Consider the following 24984-nt stretch of genomic DNA (forward strand, 5'->3'; position numbering starts at 1 on the left):
GGGAACCGAGTTCAGTACGACGTTAAATAGTTTTGCCCGACCAGTCGGGGGCGCAAAACTACAAATTAGATGTTTCTAAAAAAAGGGGGTATTTCGGCCCGGCTCAATCCATTACGAAAGGATAGTCCGTTTGCACGTACACGTCCGTGAGGGCCTCCGAAGGATCGGGGAATTTAGACTCCTCCGCAAACTTCACGCTTTCCTCTACCTGTCCCACTATTTTGGCGTCGATGGCGTCAAGGTCTTTTTCCGCGGCAAATTTCTTTTCGAGAATGGTTTTGCGGACCACTTCAATGGGATCGCGCTGTTTGTATTGCTCCACCTCGTCTTTGCTTCTGTATTTCTGAGGGTCGGACATGGAGTGTCCTTTGTAGCGGTAGGTTCTGAATTCCAGCAGGGTAGGACCTTCGCCAGCACGGGCACGCTCGGCGGCGCGGGCCACCGCCTTGTGCACTTCTTCCACTTTCATGGCGTCGACAGCCTCCGAAGGGATGTCGTAAGCCTCACCCAATGTATACAACTCCGTCACATTCGACGACCGCTGCACGGATGTTCCCATGGCGTAGCCGTTGTTTTCGATCACAAAAATAACGGGGAGTTTCCACAGCATGGCCAGGTTCAACGTTTCGTGAAACGCGCCCTGACGCACCGCGCCATCGCCCATCGAGCAAATGCAGAGGTTGCCTGTTTTATTAAATTTTTCAGCGAATGCCAGACCGGCGCCCAGGGGAACCTGTGCACCCACAATGCCGTGGCCGCCTACAAAACCTACGTTCTTATCAAAAATGTGCATGGAACCGCCTTTGCCTTTGGTGGTGCCGGTTTCTTTTCCATAGAGTTCGGCCATGATGGCCTTCGGGTCGGTGCCCAACGCCAGCGGATGGCCGTGGTCGCGATAGGCGGTGATCCACTTATCGCCCTTGCGCAGCGCCGATGCGGAACCGGCGGCACACGCCTCCTGACCGATATAGAGGTGACAAAATCCTTTGATTTTCTGCATGCCATACAATTGGCCGGCTTTCTCTTCAAACTTGCGCATCAGCTGCATGCTCTCATACCAATAGAGGTAGGTATCTTTTGAAAATTCAGTGCTGTCGCTCTTTGCCGCCACGGGCTCATTCTTCGCTTTGGTTGTCGTAGGCATATCCCTATTTTTGAATCCGAGTTGCGAAATTAATCCCCAAACGAACATTAGCCAAACTTTCGAGGTATTTCCTCATGCACCTAGAGAAACTTCATTTGCTCAATTTCAAGAACTATGCAGAGGCAAACCTCAGTTTTTCTTCGCGGATCAATGTTTTGGTGGGTAAAAACGGCAGCGGCAAGACCAATTTGCTGGACGCTATTTTTTATCTGGCCTTCACCAAAAGCGCCTTTTCTAACCTCGACCAGCATTGCATCCAGCACGAGCAGGCCTACTTTATGGTGAAAGGAGGCTTCCGGCTGGGGACTTCCACAAATGAAGTGGTGGGCTCCATGCAGCAGGGCGCCAAAAAAATGTTCCGCGAAGGCGTGAACGAATACCAGAAACTGAGCGAACACATCGGCAAATACCCCGTCATTCTGGTGGCCCCCGACGATGTGGACCTGGTGAAGGAAGGCAGCGAAGCTAGGCGCAAATTTTTCGACGGCATCATTTCCCAGCTCGACAAACATTACCTCGACGACCTCATTCAATACAACCACGCCCTGAAGCAACGCAACAGCTTCCTGAAAATGGCGTCGGAAAAAGGCCTCACCGACTGGGTGACGCTGGAGGCCTACGACCAGATTCTGGTGCGACTGGGCACCTCCCTTTTTGAAAAACGGATGGCCTTTGCAAAAGAATTTCTCCCGGTGTTTCAGAAATTCTACCGCTTCATCGTGGATGAAAACGAGACTACCGACCTGGAATATAAATCGTCGCTCCAGGAAAAAGATTTTGCCCAGGCACTGCAAGGCTCCCGCCATCGCGATCTGGCCCTGCAGCGCACCTGTGTTGGAATTCATCGCGACGACTACCAGTTCACGCTCGAGCATGGCGACATGAAACGGCTCGGGTCGCAGGGCCAGCAAAAGTCGTTTGTGATCGCCCTGAAGCTGGCGCAGTTCGAGATCCTGAAAACGCATAAGGGCTTCAAACCCATTCTGCTTTTGGATGATATTTTTGATAAATTAGACGACTTTCGCATCGGCAGGCTGTTAGAACTGATGAAGACCGACCTGGGACAGCTTTTCATTACCGATGCCCGGCCCGACCGCACCATGGGGTTGTTGGACCAGATACAAATTCAGGCCTCAGTGTTTACCATCGAAAAAGGAACCGTGAAAGTGTATGAGCCAGAATAAAAAAGACATCCAATCCGTAGGCGACGCCATCCGCGCGATGCTCAACTCCTATAAGCTCAACAACAGGTTCGACGAAGCCAGCGTGATCGCGTCGTGGGAGCGGCTGGTGGGCAAACCCATTGCCAAGCGCACCAAAAAGCTCTACATAAAAGACAAAGTCCTGTTCGTGGAGTTTGATTCGCCCACCATGCGCCACGACTTCTCTTTGCACAAAGCGCAGGTGATGGAGATTTTCAAGAAAGAATTTGGCGGCGTGATCACGGAGATTGTGGCGATGTGATCTTTCATCCGCGCATCCTGTCTGTCAGGATTTTGCGAAGAAAAATTATTCCAGCCCACGGCTATTTTTAGAAAAGTTAACCCACCCGTAAACCATTGTTGTCGGTTCGTGCGGTTTAGTGCTGCAATTCTTCAAGTTTTCGGCCTGGAAAAATCTATTCTCTAGAAAATTCTGGCAGAAGTTTTGAAAAAGTGGAAAAGCGTCTAATTTTGCACTCTCTTTTTTGAAAAGGCCCTGCAAAAGGCGTTTCATTCGTTCTTCGAGAGGTTGAAATTTAAAGTTTTGGGGGAATACCAAAGCGGCCAACTGGGACAGACTGTAAATCTGTTGTCTTATGACTTCATAGGTTCGAATCCTATTTCCCCCACATTCTAGCAGATAGTTTACCATCTGAATAGAACAGCCGGTAGCGAAAGCCGCAGGCAGAATCAATCGAAAGGAAGAAGTTCTTTTGGGATTTTGATATAAAAATTATCATGCGGGAGTAGCTCAGTTGGTAGTCCGTCAGTCGACGGATCCAAGACTACAAGACGCGGGATATTCGAAGGAAGGAAGTTCTTTCGATACCTTAAATTGACGTAATTATCATGCGGGAGTAGCTCAGTTGGTAGAGCGATAGCCTTCCAAGCTATAGGTCGCGGGTTCGAGCCTCGTCTCCCGCTCTCTTTTCCAACTCCGGTTGGACTAGTAAGCTGTTGTAGCTCAGTGGTAGAGCACTTCCTTGGTAAGGAAGAGGTCGTGAGTTCAATCCTCATCAACAGCTCGATTTGTAGATGATGTTGACAATGGGGCTGACGCAATCAACAGCTCTTCCTTTTTAGATTGAAAGGATTCTTTCGAACAAGAAGCATAAGACGTAGCGAATCTTATCTGTTCTCAGGAATTCATAGAAACGTATAAGCTTACCCTTTTCAAAGGCTTAAAATGTTCAGGGTGTTAGTTCAATAGACGATTGGACTGGAGAAATAAGTAAAACAAATTTCAAAACACTTAATAATTTAAACTTTAACTGGGATTTTCAAATATGGCAAAAGAAACATTTGATCGTTCGAAACCACACGTAAACGTTGGTACTATCGGTCACGTTGACCACGGTAAAACTACGCTTACCGCTGCAATTACTAAGGTTCTTGCATCCAAAGGACTTGCTTCGATGCGTGACTTCTCTTCTATCGACAACGCTCCTGAAGAAAAAGAACGTGGTATCACTATTAACACCTCGCACGTTGAGTACGCTACTGAAAAGCGTCACTATGCTCACGTGGATTGTCCTGGTCACGCCGACTATGTGAAGAACATGGTTACGGGTGCTGCTCAGATGGACGGCGCTATCCTTGTGGTGGCTGCTACAGACGGACCTATGCCCCAAACTCGCGAGCACATCTTGTTGGCTCGTCAGGTAGGTGTACCTGCACTGGTTGTTTTCATGAACAAAGTTGACTTGGTTGATGACGGCGAATTGTTGGATCTGGTGGAAATGGAAGTTCGCGAACTGATGTCCGCTTACTCTTTCCCTGGCGACACCATGCCCGTTATCAGAGGTTCGGCTCTCGGCGCCCTGAACGGCGAACCGAAATGGGTTGAAAAAATCGACGAGCTGATGAAGGCTGTGGATGAGCATATTCCCTTGCCTGTACGCTTGATCGACAAAGATTTCTTGATGCCTGTGGAAGACGTGTTCTCGATCACTGGTCGTGGTACCGTTGCAACGGGTCGTATCGAACGCGGTGTTGTAAACACTGGCGATGCCGTTGAAATCTTGGGTATGGGTGCAGAAAACCTGAAATCTACCATCACTGGTGTGGAAATGTTCCGCAAGATCCTCGACAGAGGTGAAGCTGGTGACAACGTAGGTCTCCTCCTCCGTGGTATTGAAAAAGAGCAAATCCGTCGTGGTATGGTTATTTGCAAGCCCGGTTCGGTGAAACCCCACGCCAAATTCAAAGCTGAAGTTTACGTTCTTTCGAAAGAAGAAGGCGGTCGTCACACACCATTCTTCAACAAATACCGTCCTCAGTTCTATTTCCGTACAACCGACGTAACTGGCGAAGTGAAACTTCCCGACGGCGTGGAAATGATCATGCCTGGCGATAACATCTCTATCGAGGTGGAATTGATCAACAAGATCGCTATGGAAAAAGGTCTCCGTTTCGCTATCCGCGAAGGTGGCCGCACGGTAGGATCGGGTCAGGTTACTGAAATCGTAGACTAACGTACAGATAATCAAAGCATAGAGCGTTTCTGAAATTTTTCAGAAACGCTTTTGTTTTCTGGTCTATTGTTCTACCTTTGCAGTCCTTTTGGGCTGAGGTACATGGGTGCGGCTCAGGAGTTTACAGAGCTCCCGCTAAAGCAAGGTCAGAAAGGCAATTTTAAGTAAACGGGTGTAGCTCAATTGGTAGAGTAGTGGTCTCCAAAACCATTGGCTGGGAGTTCGAGTCTCTCCACCCGTGCAAAAAAGAAGTTTAAGAGGCTGTTTCAGGACAATCCTGGGCAGGTCAAAGAAATAAATTTACGTTGGCTGGCCTCTAAAACGGGGTTCAACCTTGCAAAATTAAACCAATGGAGAAGTTACAAACCTATATCGCAGAGTCCTGGGATGAGATCAAGAACAAGGTTACTTGGTCCAAGTACAGCGAATTGCAAGGTAGCGCTATCCTGGTGCTGGTGGCTTCCACCATTTTCGCACTGGTGATCGGTGCTATTGACTGGGTTTTCAAATCCGGTCTTCAGTGGTTTTACAGAGAATTTTAATGCAGAAGGTCATGGGCGAACTGAAATGGTATGTGCTCAGGGTCGTAAGCGGCCAGGAAAAAAAGGTTAAGTCCTACCTGGAAACTGAGATCGAACGCTCAAAACTTACGGATTTCATTCCGCAAGTATTGATCCCTTCTGAAAAAGTATATGAAATGAGAAACGGTAAGAAACGGGTGAGAGAAAGAAATTTCTTCCCGGGCTACGTTCTCCTTTCCGCAGATCTCTCGAACGGGGAGGCTCATCACGCTGTCAACAGCATTCCGGGCGTGATCGGGTTTCTCGGTAACAACGGCACCGGGGCTTCCAAGGATCCAGTTCCTCTTCGTCAATCAGAGGTGAATAGGATTCTCGGTAAAGTTGATGAGATTGACGAACTCGAGGAAAAACTCGAAACACCTTTTATCAAGGGCGAATCCGTAAAAGTTATGGATGGACCTTTCAGTGGATTCACCGGCACGGTGGAGGAAATTTTTGAAGACAAAAAGAAACTCAACGTGATGGTGAAGATCTTCGGTCGGAACACGCCGGTCGAATTAAGTTACATGCAGGTTGAAAAGCTAGACTAAGATAACATGGCAAAACAAATCATCGGTTATCTGAAATTACAGGTAAAAGGCGGACAGGCAAACCCTGCACCTCCGATTGGTCCTGCATTGGGTTCCAAAGGTCTGAACATCATGGACTTTTGTAAACAATTCAATGCCCGTACGCAGGACAAACCCGGACAAGTGCTCCCCGTTTTGATTAGCATCTACAACGACAAGTCGTTCGATTTTGTAATCAAAACTCCTCCCGCTGCTATCCTCATTTTGGATGCTGCTAAAAAGCAAAAAGGATCCGCAGAACCTAACCGCACAAAGGTAGGCTCTATCACATGGGATCAGGTAAAAACGATCGCTGAAGTAAAAATGCCCGACCTCAACGCATTCAAAGTTGAGTCAGCCATGAAAATGGTAGCCGGCACAGCAAGAAGTTTAGGTATCACAGTATCAGGAACTCCCCCTTGGGATAAATAATTAGAGCGATGGCGAAAATTTCTAAAAACAGAAAAGCAGTCCTTGCGAAATACAATCCTGAGAAGGAGTATTCTCTCGAAGATGCTTCAAAGCTTGTAAAGGAAATCACCTTTGCAAAGTTTGACTCTTCCGTTGACGTAGACATTCGTTTGGGCGTTGACCCGAAGAAGTCTGACCAGATGGTGAGAGGCGTGGTGGCATTGCCCCACGGAATTGGTAAAGACGTACGCGTGTTGGTGCTTTGCACACCTGACAAAATTCAGGAGGCAAAAGACGCCGGCGCCGAATTTGTAGGACTGGATGAATTCCTCACGAAAATCGAAGGCGGTTGGACCGACATCGATGTGATCATCTGTACTCCTACAGTAATGGCAAAAGTAGGTAAGCTCGGGAAGATACTTGGTCCCCGCGGCCTCATGCCCAATCCTAAATCAGGAACTGTTACGCTCGAAGTTGGTAAAGCCGTGAAAGAAGTAAAAGCCGGTAAAATCGACTTCAAAATTGATAAACAAGGTATCATCCACACCAGCGTTGGAAAAGCTTCCTTCTCGGCCGATAAAATCCGGGACAACGTGATGGAGATGATCAATGTTGTTGCTAAGCTGAAGCCCGCCTCTGCAAAAGGTACTTACTTCCAAAGTATCACTTTGTCGACAACCATGAGCCCGGGTATCGCGATTGACACGAATTCAGTAGCTGGCATCTAATACACAAAGAACATGACCAGAGAAGAAAAAGCACAAATCATAGACGAGCTTTCAGCTAAGTTTGCCGACAACGCCCACTTTTACATTACGGATGCTTCCGGTTTCACCGTGGAGCAGATCAACAACTTCCGTCGCTTGTGCTACAAGAGCGGTGTGGAATACAGAGTGTATAAAAACACCCTGATCCGCAAAGCTCTCGAGCGCCAGGAAGGAACTGATTACTCTCCGTTGTTTAAGGCCCTGAGCGGCTTCTCGGGAGTAATTTTCTCCAAAGAAGTTGGAAACACTCCTGCAAAGGTGATCACCGAGTTTCGCAAGAAGCTCGAAGGCAGACCTGTCCTGAAAGCAGCCTCTATCGAATCCGCCCTGTTTATCGGGGACGAGAATTTGAAAACGTTGACTGAGCTCAAATCTAAAAACGAACTCATCGGCGAAGTTATTTCCTTGCTCCAATCACCTGCCAAGAATGTTGTTTCTGCGCTGCTTAGCGGCAAGAACAAACTCGGTGGCCTTGTGAAAGCACTGGAAGAACGCGGAACTAAATAATTGTTAACAAAAGAATTAATTAAACTTTACTAAAATGGCCGACATTAAAGCACTCGGAGATCAACTTGTTGAACTCACTGTTAAAGAAGTAAACGAACTCGCTTCTTACCTGAAAGAAACTCATGGTATCGAACCCGCAGCAGCTGCTGTTGTTGCAGGTCCTGCATCGTCAGGCCCTGGTGCTCCCGCTGCTGAAGAAAAAACTAACTTCGACGTAGTGTTGAAGGCAGCTGGTCCTAACAAGCTCCAAATCGTGAAATTGGTGAAAGAATTGACTGGCCTTGGCTTGAAAGAAGCTAAAGATCTGGTTGACGGCGCTCCTAAAACTATCAAAGAAGGTCTTCCTAAAGACGAAGCAGAGAACCTTAAGAAGCAACTCATTGAGGCTGGTGCCGAAGTAGAGTTGAAGTAATCTTCTTGACGAAGGGTACCGTCTAACAAACTTCGGTTAGACCCCGTTTCCGGATCACAGATCGGAACGGGGTCTATTCCTATTTGTACCTGAACGACTTGTATTTTTCTATTGTTCTCCGTCCAGGATCTCAGCACTTAAACGTTAAACACCTTGACAAAGAAGACTATAAACGATAGAATCGATTTCTCTTCAAGCGAGAGAGTCCTTGACTATCCCGATTTTCTGGATCTTCAACTCCAGTCTTTCAAAGATTTCCTCCAGATCGAAACACCGGCCGAAAAACGTCAGAACGAAGGCCTCTATAAGGTGTTTGCCGAGAACTTCCCCATCAGCGACTCGCGCGAAAATTTCGTGCTCGAGTTTGTTGACTACACGATCGACCCGCCCAAATACAACGTGGACGAGTGCATCGACCGTGGACTTACCTTCTCTGTGCCCCTGAAGGCGAAACTTCGCCTCACGTGTAACGACGAAGACAACGAAGACTTCGAAACCATCGAGCAGGAAGTGTTCCTCGGAAACATTCCCTACATGACCGAGAAAGGCTCGTTCGTGATCAATGGAGCTGAACGCGTAATCGTATCGCAGCTTCACCGCTCACCGGGCGTATTCTTTGCCATGAGCAAACACACAAACGGCACGAAACTGTACTCAGCCCGGATCATCCCTTTCAAAGGATCGTGGATCGAGTTTGCCACAGACGTGAACGCCGTGATGTATGCCTACATCGACCGTAAAAAGAAATTCCCCGTAACCACATTGCTCCGCGCAATTGGCTATGGTTCCGATAAAGATATCCTCGACCTCTTTGGCTTGTCTGAAGAAGTGGAGGCCAACAAAAACACCCTGAAGAAGGTAGTAGACCGCAAACTTGCCGCCCGCGTTTTGAAAACCTGGACGGAAGATTTCGTGGACGAAGATACCGGTGAAGTGGTGTCGATCGATCGTAACGAAGTGTTGTTGGAACGCGACCACACCCTGTCGGCCGAAGATGTGGATGTGATCCTGGACAGCGGCGTGAAGTCGATCATCCTGCACCGCGACGATATCAACATCGCCGACTACCATATCATCTTCAACACCCTGGCAAAAGATACTTCCAACTCTGAAAAAGAAGCGGTTGAATACATCTATCGCCAGTTGAGAAATACCGAAGCTCCCGATGAACAAACCGCTCGCGATATTATCCAGAGCTTGTTCTTCAGCGAGAAACGTTATGACCTCGGTGAAGTGGGACGCTACCGGATCAACAAGAAGCTTGGTCTTGACCTCAGCTTCGATCACCGCGTGCTCACGAAAGACGATATCATCCTCATCGTAAAATACCTCATCGGCCTCATCAACTCGAAGGCTGTAGTCGATGATATTGACCACTTGAGCAACCGTCGCGTGCGTACCGTAGGCGAGCAGTTGTATTCACAGTTTGGTGTTGGTCTGGCCCGTATGGCCCGTACCATCAAAGAAAGAATGAACGTTCGCGACAACGAAGAATTTAAGCCTGTTGATTTGATCAACGCGCGTACATTGTCTTCGGTGATCAACTCGTTCTTCGGAACCAACCAGCTGTCGCAGTTCATGGACCAGACCAACCCGCTGGCCGAGATCACGCACAAGCGTAGAATGTCGGCACTCGGTCCCGGTGGTCTTTCCCGCGAACGTGCCGGCTTCGAAGTTCGTGACGTTCACTACACGCACTACGGTCGTCTTTGCACGATCGAAACGCCTGAAGGTCCGAACATCGGTTTGATTTCGTCACTCTGCGTTCACGCGAAAGTGAACAAGATGGGCTTTATCGAAACGCCTTACCGCAAAGTGGAAAACGGCAAAGTGAAAGTGAAAGATCCTGTGATCTTCCTCACGGCCGAAGAAGAAGATACACACTACATCGCGCAAGCGAAAGTGCCCATTAAAGCGAACGGCGAGTTCGTGAACGAGAAGATCAAAGCCCGTTTTGAAGGCGACTTCCCCGTGATCGAGCCCAAAGATCTGCGCTACATGGACATTGCGCCGAACCAGATTGTGTCGGTGGCCGCCTCGATGATTCCCTTCCTGGAACACGATGATGCCAACCGCGCCCTGATGGGTTCGAACATGCAACGTCAGGCTGTGCCCCTGTTGAGACCCGAAGCGCCTATCGTAGGAACCGGTCTTGAAGGACGCGTTGCCCTTGACTCGCGTGCTTTGATCCTGGCAGAAGGACCCGGTGTAGTAGAGTTTGTAGACGCGAAGAAAATCACCATCAAATATGAAGTAACCGAAGAGCAACAGCTCGCAAGCTTCGATGATGAATTCAAGACCTACAGCCTCATCAAGTTTAGAAGAACCAACCAGGATACCTGTATCAACCTGACTCCGCTCGTAAGAAAAGGAGAGAAGGTTGTGAAAGGACAGCCCCTGTGTCAGGGATATGCAACCCAGAACGGCGAACTCGCCCTGGGACGCAACCTGCTCGTGGCCTACATGCCTTGGCAAGGGTATAACTTCGAGGATGCGATCGTAATCTCCGAGCGCGTTGTGCGCGACGATGTGTATACATCCATCCACATCGAAGAATTTGAATTGGAAGTGCGCGATACCAAACGCGGCGAAGAAGAGTTGACCTCTGAAATCCCGAACGTGAGCGAAGAGGCGGTGAAACACCTCGACGAAAACGGTATCATCCGCATCGGTGCAGAAGTAAGAGAAGGCGATATCCTCATCGGTAAGATCACCCCTAAAGGTGAAACCGATCCTACGCCGGAAGAGAAACTGCTCCGCGCCATCTTCGGCGACAAAGCCGGCGATGTGAAAGATGCATCCCTCAAGGCACCTCCATCACTGAAAGGTGTGGTGATTGAAACGAAACTCTTCTCGCGCCCGAAACGCGACAAGGATGTGCGTACAAAATCCAAGAAAGAACTGGATGCCCTGAAGAACAAATACAGCAAGCAATTGGCCGAACTTCGCGAGGAGATGATCAAGAAACTTGCTCAGGTGTTGAATGGCAAAACCAGCAACGGTGTGAAACACAAGTTCGGCGATGAACTGATCAGCAAGGGCGTGAAGATCTCTGCAAAGGTGATCGACAACAACCTGTTCCCTGACAAGAACATCTACCGCGATGAAAGCAACTACAACGTTCCTGAAGAAGTGAACCTGATTGCCGACATCAGCCTGGAGAACTGGACCAGCGATGAGCACACCAACGAACTGGTAGCACAAACGGTGAAGAACTACTTGCTGAAACGCAATTCCTACGCCGGCGAATTCAAACGCGAACGCTTCACCCTTGAAGTGGGCGATGAACTCCCGACAGGCATTGTTCAATTGGCGAAAGTATATGTGGCCAAAAAACGCAAGCTGAAAGTGGGCGATAAGATGGCCGGTCGTCACGGAAACAAAGGTGTGGTGGCGCGTATCGTTCGCGAAGAAGATATGCCTTTCCTCCTCGATGGAACTCCGGTAGACATCTGCTTGAACCCGCTGGGCGTACCTTCGCGTATGAACTTGGGTCAGATCTACGAAACGGTGTTGGCATGGGCCGGCCACAAGCTGGGCAAAAAATATGCTACCCCGATCTTCGACGGAGCAACCCTCGATCAGGTACAGGCCGAATTGACTGAAGCCGGCTTGCCGGAATACGGACGGACCTATTTGTACGACGGTCTCACCGGCGACAAGTTTGATCAGCCTGTAACGGTAGGGATGGCTTACATGTTGAAACTCGGTCACTTGGTTGATGATAAGATGCACGCCCGTTCTATCGGACCGTACTCGCTCATCACACAGCAACCGCTTGGTGGTAAGGCACAATTCGGTGGTCAGCGCTTTGGTGAAATGGAGGTTTGGGCAATCGAGGCCTTTGGTGCTTCGCACATCCTCCAGGAAATTCTCACCATCAAGTCGGATGACGTTATCGGACGTGCAAAAGCCTACGAAGCGATTGTTAAAGGTGAAAACATGCGCAAGCCGAATATTCCTGAGTCGTTCAATGTACTTGTACATGAACTCAGAGGCTTGGCTCTTGAGATCACAATGGACTAAAAGTTATGAAGATCGAACGTTGCAAAGACGTTCGATCTTTACTGACTTGTCTTATAAAGAATTTTGTAAACTGAAAACGGTCAACTATGTCTTTCAGAAAAAATAAAAAGATCAACAGCGACTTCTCAAAGATCACCATCAGCTTGGCTTCTCCCGAATCGATTCTGGAAAGCTCGCACGGTGAAGTAACGCAACCGGAGACCATCAACTACAGAACCTACAAACCTGAAATGGGTGGTTTGTTCTGCGAGCGCATCTTCGGTCCCGTGAAAGACTGGGAATGTCACTGCGGCAAGTATAAAAGAATTCGTTACAAAGGCATCATCTGCGATCGCTGCGGTGTAGAAGTAACCGAGAAGAAGGTTCGTCGCGAGCGCATGGGCCACATCGAACTGGTGGTGCCCGTAGCACACATCTGGTATTTCCGTTCTCTTCCCAACAAGATCGGCTACCTGCTTGGTCTTGCCACGAAGAAACTTGATCAGATCATTTACTACGAGCGCTATGTAGTGATCCAGCCCGGTATGAAAGAAGAAGACGGCGTGAAGCGTCTCGACTTTTTGACGGAAGAAGAATACCTCGACATCATCGACAAACTTCCCCGCGAAAACCAATTGCTGGACGACAACGATCCGAAGAAATTCATCGCGAAGATGGGTGCCGACGCATTGGAAATGTTGTTGAGCAGAACACAGCTCGACACACTTTCGTACGATCTGCGTCACCAGGCTGCTACGGATACATCACAACAACGTAAGGCAGAAGCCTTGAAGCGTTTGAAAGTTGTGGAAGCATTCCGCGACGCCCGCACACGCATCGAGAACAAGCCCGAGTGGATGGTTATTAAAATGGTTCCGGTTATTCCTCCTGAACTGCGTCCGCTTGTGCCCCTGGACGGTGGCCGTTTCGCAACCTCCGATTTGAATGATTTGTACAGACGTGTTATTATCCGTAACAACCGTCTGAAGAGACTTATTGATATCAAAGCTCCTGAAGTGATTCTCCGTAACGAGAAACGTATGCTGCAGGAAGCTGTCGACTCGCTGTTCGACAACTCACGCAAAGTGAACGCCGTGCGTTCGGATGGAAACCGCGCTTTGAAATCATTGAGCGATATGCTCAAAGGTAAACAAGGTCGTTTCCGTCAAAACTTGCTCGGTAAACGTGTTGACTACTCAGGCCGTTCGGTAATCGTGGTTGGTCCTGAATTGAAACTGCACGAATGCGGTCTGCCCAAAGATATGGCGGCCGAGTTGTTCAAACCATTCATCATTCGCAAGCTCATCGAAAGAGGTATTGTGAAGACGGTGAAGTCGGCCAAGAAAATTGTTGATCGCAAAGATCCTGTGATCTGGGATATTTTGGAAAACGTATTGAAAGGACACCCTGTTCTTTTGAACCGTGCCCCTACACTCCACAGATTGGGTATCCAGGCGTTCCAACCCAAGCTGATCGAAGGAAAAGCTATCCAGTTGCACCCGCTCGTGTGTACGGCCTTCAACGCCGACTTCGACGGTGACCAGATGGCGGTTCACGTTCCGCTGGGACAAGAAGCTATTTTGGAAGCATCTATGCTGATGCTCTCCTCACATAACATTCTTAACCCTGCCAACGGAGCCCCTATCACAGTACCTTCACAAGACATGGTGTTGGGTCTCTACTACCTTACCAAAGGCAGAAAGAGCACGCCCGAAAACATCATCAAAGGCGAAGGCAAGACGTACTATTCTGCAGAAGAAGTTATCGTGGCATTTAACGAAGGCAAGCTGTCGAAGCACGCCAACGTGAAAGTGCGCGCGAAAGTGAGAGATAAGAAAACACTTGAGATCACCACAAAAGTGATCGAAACTGTAGCCGGTCGTGTGATCTTCAATCAATATGTTCCTGAAGAAGTTGGATTCGTAGACGAACTGCTCACGAAGAAAAAACTTCAGACCATCATCGCCGACGTATTCAAAGCAGCGGGTCAATCCAAAGCGGCGAAATTCCTCGACGATATCAAAGAACTTGGATTCCAGATGGCCTACAAAGGCGGTCTGTCCATGGGCTTGAACGATGTGAAGGTTCCCGAAGAAAAAGTGAAACTGGTAGCCAACGCACAAGAAGAAGTTGACGCCGTGTGGAACAACTACATGATGGGTCTTATCACCGACAACGAGCGCTACAACGCCGTGATCGATATCTGGACCCGTACAAACACGCTGCTCACCAACACGCTGATGAAGCAGTTGGAAGAAGATCAGCAAGGTTTCAACTCGATCTACATGATGATGCACTCCGGTGCCCGTGGTTCACGCGAACAGATCCGTCAGTTGGGAGGTATGCGCGGTCTGATGGCCAAGCCTCAGAAAAACCTCGCCGGCTCGGTTGGATCGATCATCGAAAACCCGATCCTTTCCAACTTCAAAGAAGGACTGGACGTGTTGGAGTACTTCATCTCTACGCACGGTGCCCGTAAGGGTCTTGCCGATACGGCGTTGAAGACGGCCGATGCAGGTTACCTCACCCGTCGTTTGGTTGACGTGGCGCAGGATCTTGTGATCACCGAAGAAGATTGCGGCACCTTGCGCGGTCTGAAAGTAACAGCTTTGAAAGACAACGAAGATATCGTTGAGCCTTTGTCGGAAAGAATCGTTGGCCGTACAACCGTACACGCCATCTACGACCTGCTGACAGACGCCATGATCTGCGACGCCAACCAGGAAGTAACAGACGAACTGGCGAAGCTCATCGAAGATTCGGGCATAGAAGAAGTGGAGATTCGTTCGCTGCTTACCTGCGAATCGAAAATCGGTGGATGTGCGAAATGCTACGGCCGTAACCTGGCCACAGGCAAGATGGTACAATCCGGTGAAGCGGTAGGTGTAATCGCCGCCCAATCAATCGGTGAACCTGGAACGCAGCTGACACTCCGTACCTTCCACGTTGGGGGTACTGCATCGAACATTGCCGTAGAAGCAAACATCAAGGCGAAATTCAGCGGCGTGCTGGAGTTCGAAGGTATCCGTACCATCGACACTACCGACCGCGACGACAAGCCTGTGAAAGTAGTGATGGGACGTACCGGTGAAATCCGGATCCTCGATAAAGAAAAGAACAGAGTGCTTATCACCAACCACGTTCCTTATGGTGCCTTCCTCGAAGTGGTGGACGGACAGAAAGTGGAAAAAGGAGATCAGTTCTGTTTCTGGGATCCTTACAACGCCGTGATCCTTTCGGAATTCGACGGAACCATTGAATACGAATCCATCATTGAAGGCATAACCTTTAAGGAAGAGTCTGACGAACAAACCGGTCACCGCGAGAAAGTAATTACCGACACGCGTGATAAGACCAAGAACCCGGCCATCATCGTGAAGGGTAAAAACGACACGAAGGGATACAACATCCCGGTGGGCGCCCACTTGGCGGTAGATGCAGGCGAGAAAATCAAAGCCGGTCAGGTATTGGCCAAGATTCCGCGCACGATGGGTAAATCGCGCGACATCACAGGGGGTCTGCCCCGTGTAACGGAATTGTTTGAGGCACGTAACCCGAGCAACCCGGCCGTAGTGAGCGAGATCGACGGTGTGGTGACATACGGTGGTATCAAACGCGGTAACCGTGAAATCTTCATCGAGTCACGCGACGGCGTTCAGAAACGCTACCTCGTGCCCCTGTCGAAACACATCCTGGTGCAGGATAACGACTTCGTGAAAGCCGGACAGCCTTTGTCTGACGGTTCCATCACGCCTTCGGATATCCTTTCCATCAAAGGCCCGACGGCCGTACAGGAATACCTGGTGAACGAAATCCAGGAAGTATACCGTCTGCAAGGTGTGAAGATCAACGATAAGCACATCGAAGCCATCGTGAGCCAGATGATGCAGAAAGTTGAGATCATCGATCCGGGAGACACAAGCTTCCTGACCAACGAGTATGTTGACAAGCTGCAATTCCGCGAAGACAACGACACTGTCCTCGACAAGAAAGTGGTGATTGACGCAGGTGATTCGGCTACGCTGAAACCCGGCCAGATCATTTCGTCGCGCGAATTCAGAGACGAGAACTCGTTGCTCCGCAGAAAAGATCAGAAACTGGTGGAAGTTCGCGATGCGATGCCAGCCGTTTCCAGACCTACACTGCAGGGTATCACCCAGGCATCGTTGAAAACGGAAAGCTGGCTGTCGGCCGCATCCTTCCAGGAAACTACGAAGGTGTTGAGCGAAGCCGCCATTCGCGGAAAAACCGACTGGTTGATGGGCTTGAAAGAAAACGTAATCGTAGGTCACCTCATTCCTGCCGGAACAGGCCAGCGCAAGTACAACGACATCATTGTGACACATAAGGATGAGTACGATGCCATGACCGCTTCTGCATCGCGTGAGAAGAGCCGCGACCGCGAAAAGGAACTACAGGATTAATGTAGACATAACTTGAATCGGGTTGATGCCGTCAAAAGCATCAACCCTTTTTTTATCCATACCATTTTATGGCCGAAGACAAGAACAAACAGCAACAGCAGCAGGCGCAGATCAACATCGAGCTTTCGGAAGAAATTGCGGAAGGCATCTATTCGAACCTGGCCATGATCGCCCATTCGAACAGCGAATTTGTGATCGACTTCATCCGGTTGATGCCGGGTGTGCCCAAGGCGAAGGTGAAATCGCGTATTGTGATCACGCCCGAACACGCCAAGCGTTTCCTTTTGGCACTGAAAGACAACATTGAGAAGTACGAAAGTAGCTTTGGTCCCATCAAGCGCACAGACGACATGCCGAAGTTCCCCATCAATTTTGGGGGCACCATTGGGGAGGCCTGATGGCAAAAGGCTTAAAATCAGCGTTTTTAAAGCACAGAGGCTTCAAAATTCTTGGAAAAAGGTTTTGCATCCTTTGTTTCTTATGATACCTTTGCAGTCCTAATTTTTGAGAGGTTTATAAAGTAAAATATAAATGCCTACCATTCAACAACTTGTAAGAAAGGGAAGAAAGAAATTGACGTTCAAGTCGAAGTCTCCTGCCCTGGATTCCTGCCCTCAGCGCAGGGGCGTTTGTACACGTGTGTACACAACAACGCCTAAAAAGCCAAACTCTGCTATGCGTAAAGTAGCCCGCGTACGCCTCACCAACGGCAAAGAGGTGAACGCATACATTCCGGGTGAAGGCCATAACCTGCAGGAACACTCCATCGTGTTGATTCGTGGTGGCAGGGTAAAAGATCTTCCCGGTGTGCGTTACCACATCATCCGCGGTGCCTTGGATACTGCCGGTGTGAACGGTCGTAAACAAAGCCGCTCGAAATATGGTGCTAAACGTCCTAAGCCAGGAGCTGCAGCAGCTGCACCTGCAAAAGGCGGCGCTAAGAAAAAATAATCTTTAGAAGCGATGAGAAAGTCAAAACCTAAGAAAAGATACTTACTGCCCGATCCTAAATTTCAGGATACGCTGGTAACGAAGTTTGTTAACTACCTCATGGAGCAAGGTAAGAAGAGCGTGGCCTACACCATCTTCTACGATGCCGTTGAGCAAATTGAAAAGAAGACCAACGAAAGCGGTCTGGAAGTTTGGAAACGCGCAATGGCGAACCTGACTCCTGCCGTGGAAGTGAAAAGCCGCCGCGTAGGTGGTGCCACATTCCAGGTGCCCGTTGAAATTCGCCCCGAGCGCAAAGTAAACCTCAGCATCAAATGGCTTATCGACTACGCTCGCATGCGTGGTGAAAAGACCATGATGGATAAGCTGGCTGCCGAAATCATCGCCGCTTCCAAAGGCGAAGGTGCTGCTATCAAAAAGAAAGACGATACGCACCGCATGGCAGAAGCCAACAAGGCATTTTCACATTTCAGATTCTAATTAGCATTTTTTAATGGCTAGAGATTTAAAGTACACCCGGAACATAGGCATTGCTGCGCACATTGATGCTGGTAAGACAACAACCACTGAGCGCATTCTTTACTATGCTGGTGTGAACCACAAGATCGGTGAGGTGCACGAGGGTGCTGCAACGATGGACTGGATGGCGCAAGAACAGGAACGTGGTATCACTATCACCTCTGCCGCGACCACCGTTTTCTGGAATTACAGAGAAAATAAATACAACGTAAACATTATCGATACACCGGGTCACGTGGATTTCACCGTTGAGGTGAACCGCTCGCTTCGTGTATTGGATGGTCTCGTGTTTTTGTTCAGCGCCGTTGACGGTGTTGAGCCTCAATCCGAAACTAACTGGCGCCTGGCCGATAACTACAAAGTAGCCCGTATCGGTTTCGTGAACAAGATGGATCGTGCAGGTTCAGACTTTCTGGGTGTTTGCAAGCAAGTAAGAGAAAAACTGGGTAGCCATGCCGTTGCGCTCCAATTGCCGATCGGATCGGAGGAGAACTTCAAGGGTGTGGTGGATCTGGTAAACAACCGGGGCGTGATCTGGAATGAGACTGACAAAGGCATGACCTATGAAGTCGTACCCATTCCTGCCGACATGCAAGAAGAGGTGAAGGAATACAGAGAGAAACTTCTGGAAGCCGTTGCCGACTTCGATGAAACCCTGATGGAGAAATATTTCGAAGATCCTAACTCGATCTCTGAAACTGAAATCCTGACCGCCCTTCGCAAGGCCACCATCGCGATGAAAATCGTTCCTATGGTGTGTGGTTCTTCGTTCAAGAACAAGGGTGTTCAAACTATGCTTGACTATGTGATGGAGCTTCTTCCTTCACCGCTTGATAAGGATGATATCATTGGTATCAATCCTGACAACGATCAGGAAGTGATTATCCGTCCCGATGAGAAAGAGCCTTTTGCAGCACTGGCTTTCAAGATTGCCACAGATCCGTTCGTGGGACGTCTTTGCTTTGTGCGCGCTTACTCGGGCGTGCTTGAATCGGGTTCGTATGTGTACAACACACGTTCGGAACAGAAAGAGCGTATCTCGCGTGTATTCCAAATGCACGCCAACAAGCAGAATCAAATTGAAAGACTGCCTGCCGGTGACATTGGTGCCGTGGTAGGTTTCAAGGATATTAAAACCGGCGATACACTGTGCGACGAAAAACGTAAAGTGATCCTGGAATCCATGGTGTTCCCTGAGCCTGTAATCGGTTATGCCATCGAGCCTAAGAAACAGGCCGATGTGGATAAGCTGGGTATGGCCATCGCGAAACTGGTGGAAGAAGATCCTACGCTTCGCGTAAATACCGATCAAGAGACTGGCCAGACCATTCTCCGCGGTATGGGCGAATTGCACTTGGAAATTATCATCGACCGTTTGAAGCGCGAATTCAAAGTGGAAATCAACCAGGGTGCTCCTCAGGTTGCCTACAAGGAAGCGCTCACCAAAGCGGTTGAACATAAAGAAGTATACAAGAAGCAGACCGGTGGTCGTGGTAAATTTGCCGATATCGTATTTGAAATCGGACCCCGCGAACTGGCAGAAGGCGATAAGCCAGGTCTGGAGTTTGTGAACGACATTGTGGGTGGTGTGATTCCTCGCGAATTTATCCAACCCGTACAAAAAGGTTTCGAGAACGCGATGGTAAACGGTCCTTTGGCTGGTTATCCTATCGACAACATGAAGGTGCGTCTGTTCCACGGATCGTATCATGATGTTGACTCGGATTCACTGTCGTTCGAATTGGCAGCCCGTATCGGTTTCAAAGAAGCTGCTTCGAAATGCGGACCTCAATTGCTCGAGCCGATCATGTCGGTAGAAGTAATGAGCCCTGACGAATATACAGGTTCTGTGACCGGTGACTTGAACCGCCGTCGTGGTGTAATGAAAGGCATGGACACTCGCTCGGGTGCCCAGCTGATCAGAGCCGATGTTCCATTGAAAGAACTCTTCGGTTACATCACCGATCTTCGTACACTGACTTCGGGTCGTGCATCGGCGTCGTTGACGTTCTCGCACTACGCACCAGTTCCTAAGAACTTGGCCGATAAAGTAATCGAAGAAGTTAAAGGCGCGAAAAAATAAACTAACACAAGGATTTAGGCGATTTCCTTAAAACAGATAGTATGAACCAGAAAATCAGAATAAAATTGAAGTCCTACGACCACAACCTGGTCGACAAATCTTCTGAGAAGATTGTAAGGGCTGTGAAAGCAACAGGTGCTGTAGTAAGTGGACCCATTCCCCTGCCCACTGAAAAGGAGAAATTCACCGTTCTTCGCTCACCTCACGTTAACAAGAAAGCGCGCGAGCAATTCCAACTCTGCACGTACAAGCGTCTGGTTGATATCTATTCAAACAGCGCAAAAACTGTAGACGCCCTCATGAAGCTTGAGCTTCCCAGTGGCGTGGATGTAGAGATCAAAGTATAGTTATAGGTCTGGCTTCGGCTGGAATGAAAAAGCTGCTTCATTTGACGAAGCAGCTTTTTTGTTTTAATGGATGTGAGCGATGGTGCTACCTACTTTTTGCTTTCAAACTTTTGGACATCTGCCGGCGTATCAAGGTCCACTGCTCCCTCCGGAAAATCTATAGTGGCCAATTGGTTTGCGTTCTGTTGTATGATTTTTTTTGCGCCTTCCCTGTCCTCAATCTTAAGGAGGTCGTCGAACAGCACTTTTCCGAACAATGCCGGCACGCCTGCACTGCCGGAATAGAACGACGCAACAACCGCGCTGTTCGAATCGCGATAGTGGTTGATGAGATCGTTGAGATGGTGCGTTGTTACTTCGGGTTGATCGCAGACCATGAATAGCACAGCGTCTATATAGGGCCAGGTGTGAAGGATTTGCTGAAGCCCCGCTTTTATGGAGCTGCCCATGCCAGCTTCCCAGTATTTGTTTTCGACGATGCTCACCGGCAGCGCTGTCAGCACTTCGCGATGTGCCGGGGTGTTCGCGCCCAACACCACCGTGACCTCGTCGGCTTCGCTTGCCAGTGCAATTTTAGCCGTGCGTGCCAGGAGGGGCATTGCCTCGATGGTCAATAGTTGTTTGGAGCGGCCCATGCGGGTAGAGGCTCCTGCGGCCAATACCACCACGCCAATTTTTAGCGGCATGAATGAGTTCGTTTGTTTGTTGTTGGTCTCCATGTTGGTGTTATGGAAGTGAAAACGCTACATAACTGTCGCCCGACTTTGTGCCCATCTTTCCGCCGCCACAGGCGATCACCACAAATTGTTTTCCGTTCACGGCGTATACCGATGGCGTTGCATATCCGCCGAAAGGCAGTTTGTGCTCCCAAAGAATTTTTCCGGTGGTCTTGTCGAAGGCGCGGATCATTTCGTCGCGGCTGGCAGCAACGAACACGAGGCCACCCGCTGTGGTAGCTACGCCACCGTAGTTTTCGGTGCCCGTGGGTGGGATGCCTTTTTCTTTCAGCTCCTTGAATTCGCCCAGCGGAACCTGCCATTTTATTTCACCGGCATTCATGTCGATGGCGCTGAGCGTGCCCCATGGTGGCTCCACAGCGGGGTAGCCTTCGGGGGTGATGAAGCGGATGTAGCCCGTGTTGGAATATAAGATGTCGGGGTGGCGTTCGAAGGTACCTTTCTTTTCTTCGGCTGTACGTTCTTCGAGGTCGAGCACATAGCGAGCGATGGCGTCGCGATCTTTTTCACTGAGGTGTGTGAAAGCAGGCATGACACCCTTGCCTTTCAGCACAAATGCTTTGAGTTGTTCTTTGGTATATTTGCTTTGGAGATTTTTCAGCGAAGGAAACACATGGCCGTCGCCGCCGCGCTCAACACCGTGGCAGGTGGCGCAGTTTGTTCTGTATAGCGTTATGCCTTCCCACGCGCCTTCTTTCATGCGCACGTCAACCATCTGGAGTATCCAGGGCATTTCGTTGGCGTTCACATAGAGCAAGCCTGTTTCGGGATCAAACGATCCGCCGCCCCATTCGGCTCCGCCATCAAAACCCGGGAAAATGATTGTGCCTTCTTTGCTGGGAGGGATAAAGTTTTTGCCGGTACGCAAGCCTTTAAATTTCTCCTTCACGTAGGCTTCTGCCTCTGGCGTGATCTTGTTGATCATGTTTTCGGTGAAGGCCTGACGGGCAAACGGTGCGGGCTTTGTGGGGATAGGTTGTGTGGGCCACGCTTCTTCGCCCTCCAGATCGGATGCGGGAAAGGGAGTTTCTTCAACCGGAAAAAGCGGTTCTCCGTTGTCGCGATCGAGCAGGTATACAAAGCCGCTTTTTGTTAATTGTGCTACCGCTTCTTTTTTCTTGCCGTCGTGTGTCACAGTAAGCAACATGGGCGGGGCGGGAAGATCGCGATCCCACATGTCGTGGTGAATGATTTGATAGTGCCATTTGTGTTCGCCCGTTTCCGCATTGAGGGCGAGCACACAGTTTGCATACAGGTTTTGTCCTTTGCGATTGCCGCCGTAGAAGTCGAACGAAGACGATCCTGTGGCGGCGTAGACTAATCCGCGTTTATGATCCACGCTCATGCCACACCACGCGTTTGCACCGCCAATGGTTTTGTAGGCGTCTTTTGGCCACGTTTCGTAGCCGGCTTCTCCGGGCAGTGGAATGGTGTGAAAGACCCACGCCAGTTTTCCGGTCTTCACGTCGAAGGCGCGGAGATAGCCCGGTGCGGCGATAGGTCCCTCGTGCACACGCGAGCCCATGATGATGAGATTTTTGTAGATGACTCCCGGTGTGTTGGAAAGCACCATGAGTGTAGCCGCGCGTTCGCCCAGGCCTTCTTTCAAACTCACACGTCCGCCGGAGCCAAAGTTGTCGATCTTTTTGCCGGTCTTCGCGTCGATGGCGTAGAGAAATTCTCCGAAGGAATAGAGAATGCGTTTGTCTTCGCCTTCGGCCCAGTAGGTGACACCGCGATTCACACCGAGGCCCGCGTTGGCTTCGCCCGGTTCGAACTTCCACAATTCTTTTCCGGTGGCGGCATCCACGGCAAAGGCCTTGAGTTGGGCTGAGGTGGCATAGAGCACGCCGTCGACAATGATAGAATTGCATTGCAGTTGGGTGCGATTGTTCACCGTGTCGGCGTCGCCGGTGCGATAGGTCCACGCTACCTCTAGCGTTGATACGTTTTCTTTGTTGATGGCCGTGAGTGACGAGTATTGGATGCCTTCGGGGTTTCCACCCTTCACACTCCAGGTGTCGTAGGGCGACTGGGTTTTTTCAGTTGGTGCGGAACAGCTCACCAGAAAAATGAGCAAGACCAGGGACAGCGTAAATTTCATGCGGGTTGGTTTGTCTGATAGTAAAGATGTGAAGTTCCGCGGGAAAACGGAACAGCCAGGGAATACTATAGACCGCCTTTCTTCAGAAGGGCTGGAGAATGGACCGGCGCAGGATTTACGGACGGGTAGCGGACTTTTTGGAATCTTCGGTGTGGAGATACACCTGCTTGAACACCTGGTCGCTGGCGGCGTCGCGATGGTGGATGGGGCCCTGCCGGTATTTCAGGAAGCCTCCGGAACGGTTGGTGAACTTGCTCTGAATTTCGGCGATGATCGACACGGCAATTTCGTCTGGTGCCTCTGCGCCAATGTCGAGGCCAATGGGAGAATGAATGCGGTGGAAATCGTCGGACGCTACGGTGATGTTGCTCTGTTCGAATTCCGCCAGCATTTTGTCGAAGCGTTTTCGTGGACCGAGTATGCCGATGTAGGGCGTGGGTGTCCGCAATAGCTTTTTCAGGACGTCGCGATCGTAGGTATAATTATGCGACATCAATACGCAGGCCGTGTAGGGTGTGATGATAAAATCGCGATCGATAAAATCGCGATGGCATAACGATAGCTTGTCGGCATTTGGAAAAAACAAGGGCGCGATGTGGGCCACGCATTCGTCTGTCACCGTCACTTCCCATCCCAAGGCCTTGGCCAATTGGGTAACGGGCCGTGCATCGAAACCTCCGCCAAAGATGAGTAGCGATGTGGAAGGTTGGATCAGCTCCGTGAAAACGTCAACGGCTTTTCCGTTGACTGTGAAAATTCTGGCTTCCGATTTTTTTGATTCGAAAAGCTCTTGCAGATGGGGTGTGATCAATTCGTCAAGAGCCACGTCCAGAAAGTTATAAGGCTTGTCGCCGCTTTCGGTCATTAAAAGCTTTCGGCCGATCCACTCCGGTTCGTCAGCTGCAAAAACCGTTGCCAGTGTCACCGGCACTTGTAGAGCAATGATGTTTTCAAAAAAGCCGATGGGATTCTTTTCGTCAGTCAGGTCCACGGCTTCGATCAACACGTCGATCACGCCGTTGCAACCCAGGCCAATGCCCAGATTTTGGTTGCTCTCTTCGCTGGTGTCGTAGGTGACCGTGAGTGGAATTTTAGTAGTCATCACCTGGCGGGCCTTGCGCAGTGCGTCGCCTTCCAGACAACCGCCGCTGATGGAGCCCACCCACTTGCCATCGTCGGTAATCAGCATGCGCGCACCGGGACTGCGATAGGATGATCCGCGCACTTTCACCACCGTGGCCAGGGCGGCCTTGCGTTGTGTGAAGTCCACGTTCTTGCACGCGTCCAGGATGGCTCTAAATTCTTTCATGCTGTTGGGCTACGACTTGAGATATTATTAGTAAGGCTGATAGTCTGCCGACTGCGTGCCTAAGCCTGCGGGAATTTCGCCCGGGGTGACGGCCGCATGTTTGTTGCCCCACGAATTCCGGATGTAGTTGATGACGTCCGAAGTTTGTTCGTCGGTAAGTGTGAAACCTACCATCTCGCCGTCATAGGCAACGCCGTTCACCGTCATGGGACCCCGCACTCCTTTCACAATTATCTTAATTAGCCGGTCGCGGTTGGCCAGGTAGTTCGATTTTGCCAGGGGAGGAAACGCGCCCTCCATGCCTTCACCTTGTTCCATATGACACGTGATGCATTGTGCTGCGTAAATTTCTTTGCCGCGCGCAATGCTGGTCTTCAAATCGAACTTTGGCTTTTGCTGAAACGAAAAAAACGACACAACGGAAACGCAGAAGAGCGAAATGAAAATGATCTTTTTCAT

At 49.8% G+C, this 24984-nt stretch carries 21 protein-coding genes and 4 tRNA genes; 20 read left to right on the forward strand and 5 right to left on the reverse strand.

The window, feature by feature from the left end; genetic code table 11:
- Positions 1 to 103: 103 nt before the first annotated feature.
- Entirely contained in the window at positions 104 to 1144 is a 1041-nt protein-coding gene (gene pdhA / locus JI741_RS14170) for a pyruvate dehydrogenase (acetyl-transferring) E1 component subunit alpha (RefSeq protein ID WP_202010548.1), read from the reverse strand.
- Between the two features lie 74 nt (positions 1145 to 1218).
- Here pdhA and recF point away from each other — a divergent pair, with 74 nt between their 5' ends.
- The 20 genes from recF to rpsJ all read left to right on the forward strand — a co-directional run bounded on the left by recF (position 1219) and on the right by rpsJ (position 20375).
- Positions 1219 to 2328, forward strand: coding sequence for a DNA replication/repair protein RecF (gene recF / locus JI741_RS14175; RefSeq protein WP_202010550.1), 1110 nt, complete (start codon positions 1219 to 1221; stop codon positions 2326 to 2328).
- Entirely contained in the window at positions 2315 to 2608 is a 294-nt protein-coding gene (locus tag JI741_RS14180; RefSeq protein ID WP_202010552.1) for a DciA family protein, read from the forward strand. Before recF ends, JI741_RS14180 begins: the two co-directional genes overlap by 14 nt.
- A gap of 284 nt (positions 2609 to 2892) precedes the next feature.
- Positions 2893 to 2975, forward strand: a tRNA-Tyr gene (locus tag JI741_RS14185).
- A gap of 222 nt (positions 2976 to 3197) precedes the next feature.
- Positions 3198 to 3270, forward strand: a tRNA-Gly gene (locus JI741_RS14190).
- Between the two features lie 29 nt (positions 3271 to 3299).
- Positions 3300 to 3371 (forward strand) — tRNA-Thr (locus JI741_RS14195).
- 261 nt (positions 3372 to 3632) lie between these two features.
- Complete coding sequence (tuf, locus tag JI741_RS14200) at positions 3633 to 4820, forward strand: elongation factor Tu (RefSeq protein ID WP_202010554.1); 1188 nt, start codon at positions 3633 to 3635, stop codon at positions 4818 to 4820.
- A gap of 168 nt (positions 4821 to 4988) precedes the next feature.
- Positions 4989 to 5061, forward strand: a tRNA-Trp gene (locus tag JI741_RS14205).
- Positions 5062 to 5170: 109 nt separating this feature from the next.
- Positions 5171 to 5362: a preprotein translocase subunit SecE gene (gene secE, locus JI741_RS14210; RefSeq protein ID WP_202010556.1), complete on the forward strand. Its 192-nt coding sequence runs from the start codon at positions 5171 to 5173 to the stop codon at positions 5360 to 5362.
- Positions 5363 to 5373: 11 nt separating this feature from the next.
- The gene (gene nusG / locus JI741_RS14215; protein ID WP_202010558.1) at positions 5374 to 5931 is read left to right on the forward strand and encodes a transcription termination/antitermination protein NusG; all 558 of its coding nucleotides are present in this window, start codon (positions 5374 to 5376) and stop codon (positions 5929 to 5931) included.
- A gap of 6 nt (positions 5932 to 5937) precedes the next feature.
- Complete coding sequence (gene rplK, locus JI741_RS14220; protein WP_202010560.1) at positions 5938 to 6381, forward strand: 50S ribosomal protein L11; 444 nt, start codon at positions 5938 to 5940, stop codon at positions 6379 to 6381.
- Positions 6382 to 6389: 8 nt separating this feature from the next.
- Positions 6390 to 7088 carry a 50S ribosomal protein L1 gene (gene rplA / locus JI741_RS14225; RefSeq protein WP_202010562.1) on the forward strand — a complete coding sequence of 233 codons (699 nt, stop codon included), beginning with the start codon at positions 6390 to 6392 and terminating at the stop codon, positions 7086 to 7088.
- A 12-nt stretch (positions 7089 to 7100) separates the two neighbouring features.
- Positions 7101 to 7634, forward strand: a complete 534-nt coding sequence (gene rplJ / locus JI741_RS14230) for a 50S ribosomal protein L10 (RefSeq protein ID WP_202010563.1) — start codon at positions 7101 to 7103, stop codon at positions 7632 to 7634.
- A 34-nt stretch (positions 7635 to 7668) separates the two neighbouring features.
- Positions 7669 to 8046: a 50S ribosomal protein L7/L12 gene (rplL, locus tag JI741_RS14235; RefSeq protein ID WP_202010566.1), complete on the forward strand. Its 378-nt coding sequence runs from the start codon at positions 7669 to 7671 to the stop codon at positions 8044 to 8046.
- Positions 8047 to 8199: 153 nt separating this feature from the next.
- Positions 8200 to 12072: a DNA-directed RNA polymerase subunit beta gene (gene rpoB / locus JI741_RS14240; RefSeq protein WP_202010567.1), complete on the forward strand. Its 3873-nt coding sequence runs from the start codon at positions 8200 to 8202 to the stop codon at positions 12070 to 12072.
- An 86-nt stretch (positions 12073 to 12158) separates the two neighbouring features.
- Entirely contained in the window at positions 12159 to 16475 is a 4317-nt protein-coding gene (rpoC, locus tag JI741_RS14245; RefSeq protein ID WP_202010569.1) for a DNA-directed RNA polymerase subunit beta', read from the forward strand.
- Between the two features lie 68 nt (positions 16476 to 16543).
- Positions 16544 to 16873 carry a DUF3467 domain-containing protein gene (locus JI741_RS14250; protein ID WP_202010571.1) on the forward strand — a complete coding sequence of 110 codons (330 nt, stop codon included), beginning with the start codon at positions 16544 to 16546 and terminating at the stop codon, positions 16871 to 16873.
- A 133-nt stretch (positions 16874 to 17006) separates the two neighbouring features.
- Entirely contained in the window at positions 17007 to 17426 is a 420-nt protein-coding gene (gene rpsL, locus JI741_RS14255; protein ID WP_073133791.1) for a 30S ribosomal protein S12, read from the forward strand.
- A gap of 12 nt (positions 17427 to 17438) precedes the next feature.
- Positions 17439 to 17906, forward strand: coding sequence for a 30S ribosomal protein S7 (rpsG, locus tag JI741_RS14260; protein ID WP_202010578.1), 468 nt, complete (start codon positions 17439 to 17441; stop codon positions 17904 to 17906).
- A gap of 13 nt (positions 17907 to 17919) precedes the next feature.
- Positions 17920 to 20028 (forward strand): elongation factor G, encoded by a 2109-nt coding sequence (gene fusA, locus JI741_RS14265; protein ID WP_202010580.1) that lies wholly within the window; start codon positions 17920 to 17922, stop codon positions 20026 to 20028.
- 41 nt (positions 20029 to 20069) lie between these two features.
- Positions 20070 to 20375, forward strand: coding sequence for a 30S ribosomal protein S10 (gene rpsJ, locus JI741_RS14270; RefSeq protein WP_025538266.1), 306 nt, complete (start codon positions 20070 to 20072; stop codon positions 20373 to 20375).
- A gap of 89 nt (positions 20376 to 20464) precedes the next feature.
- Here the strand turns inward: rpsJ and JI741_RS14275 are convergent, their stop codons facing one another.
- The 4 genes from JI741_RS14275 to JI741_RS14290 all read right to left on the reverse strand — a co-directional run bounded on the left by JI741_RS14275 (position 20465) and on the right by JI741_RS14290 (position 24984).
- Positions 20465 to 21061, reverse strand: coding sequence for a nucleotidyltransferase family protein (locus JI741_RS14275; protein ID WP_202010582.1), 597 nt, complete (start codon positions 21059 to 21061; stop codon positions 20465 to 20467).
- Between the two features lie 40 nt (positions 21062 to 21101).
- Complete coding sequence (locus tag JI741_RS14280; protein ID WP_202010584.1) at positions 21102 to 23216, reverse strand: outer membrane protein assembly factor BamB family protein; 2115 nt, start codon at positions 23214 to 23216, stop codon at positions 21102 to 21104.
- Positions 23217 to 23331: 115 nt separating this feature from the next.
- On the reverse strand, positions 23332 to 24525 hold the full coding sequence (locus tag JI741_RS14285; protein WP_202010586.1) for an XdhC family protein: 1194 nt from the start codon (positions 24523 to 24525) through the stop codon (positions 23332 to 23334).
- 27 nt (positions 24526 to 24552) lie between these two features.
- Positions 24553 to 24984, reverse strand: coding sequence for a c-type cytochrome (locus tag JI741_RS14290; protein WP_202010588.1), 432 nt, complete (start codon positions 24982 to 24984; stop codon positions 24553 to 24555).

Origin of the sequence: Chryseolinea lacunae, from assembly GCF_016735595.1 — a bacterium.
Lineage (GTDB): Bacteria > Bacteroidota > Bacteroidia > Cytophagales > Cyclobacteriaceae > Chryseolinea > Chryseolinea lacunae.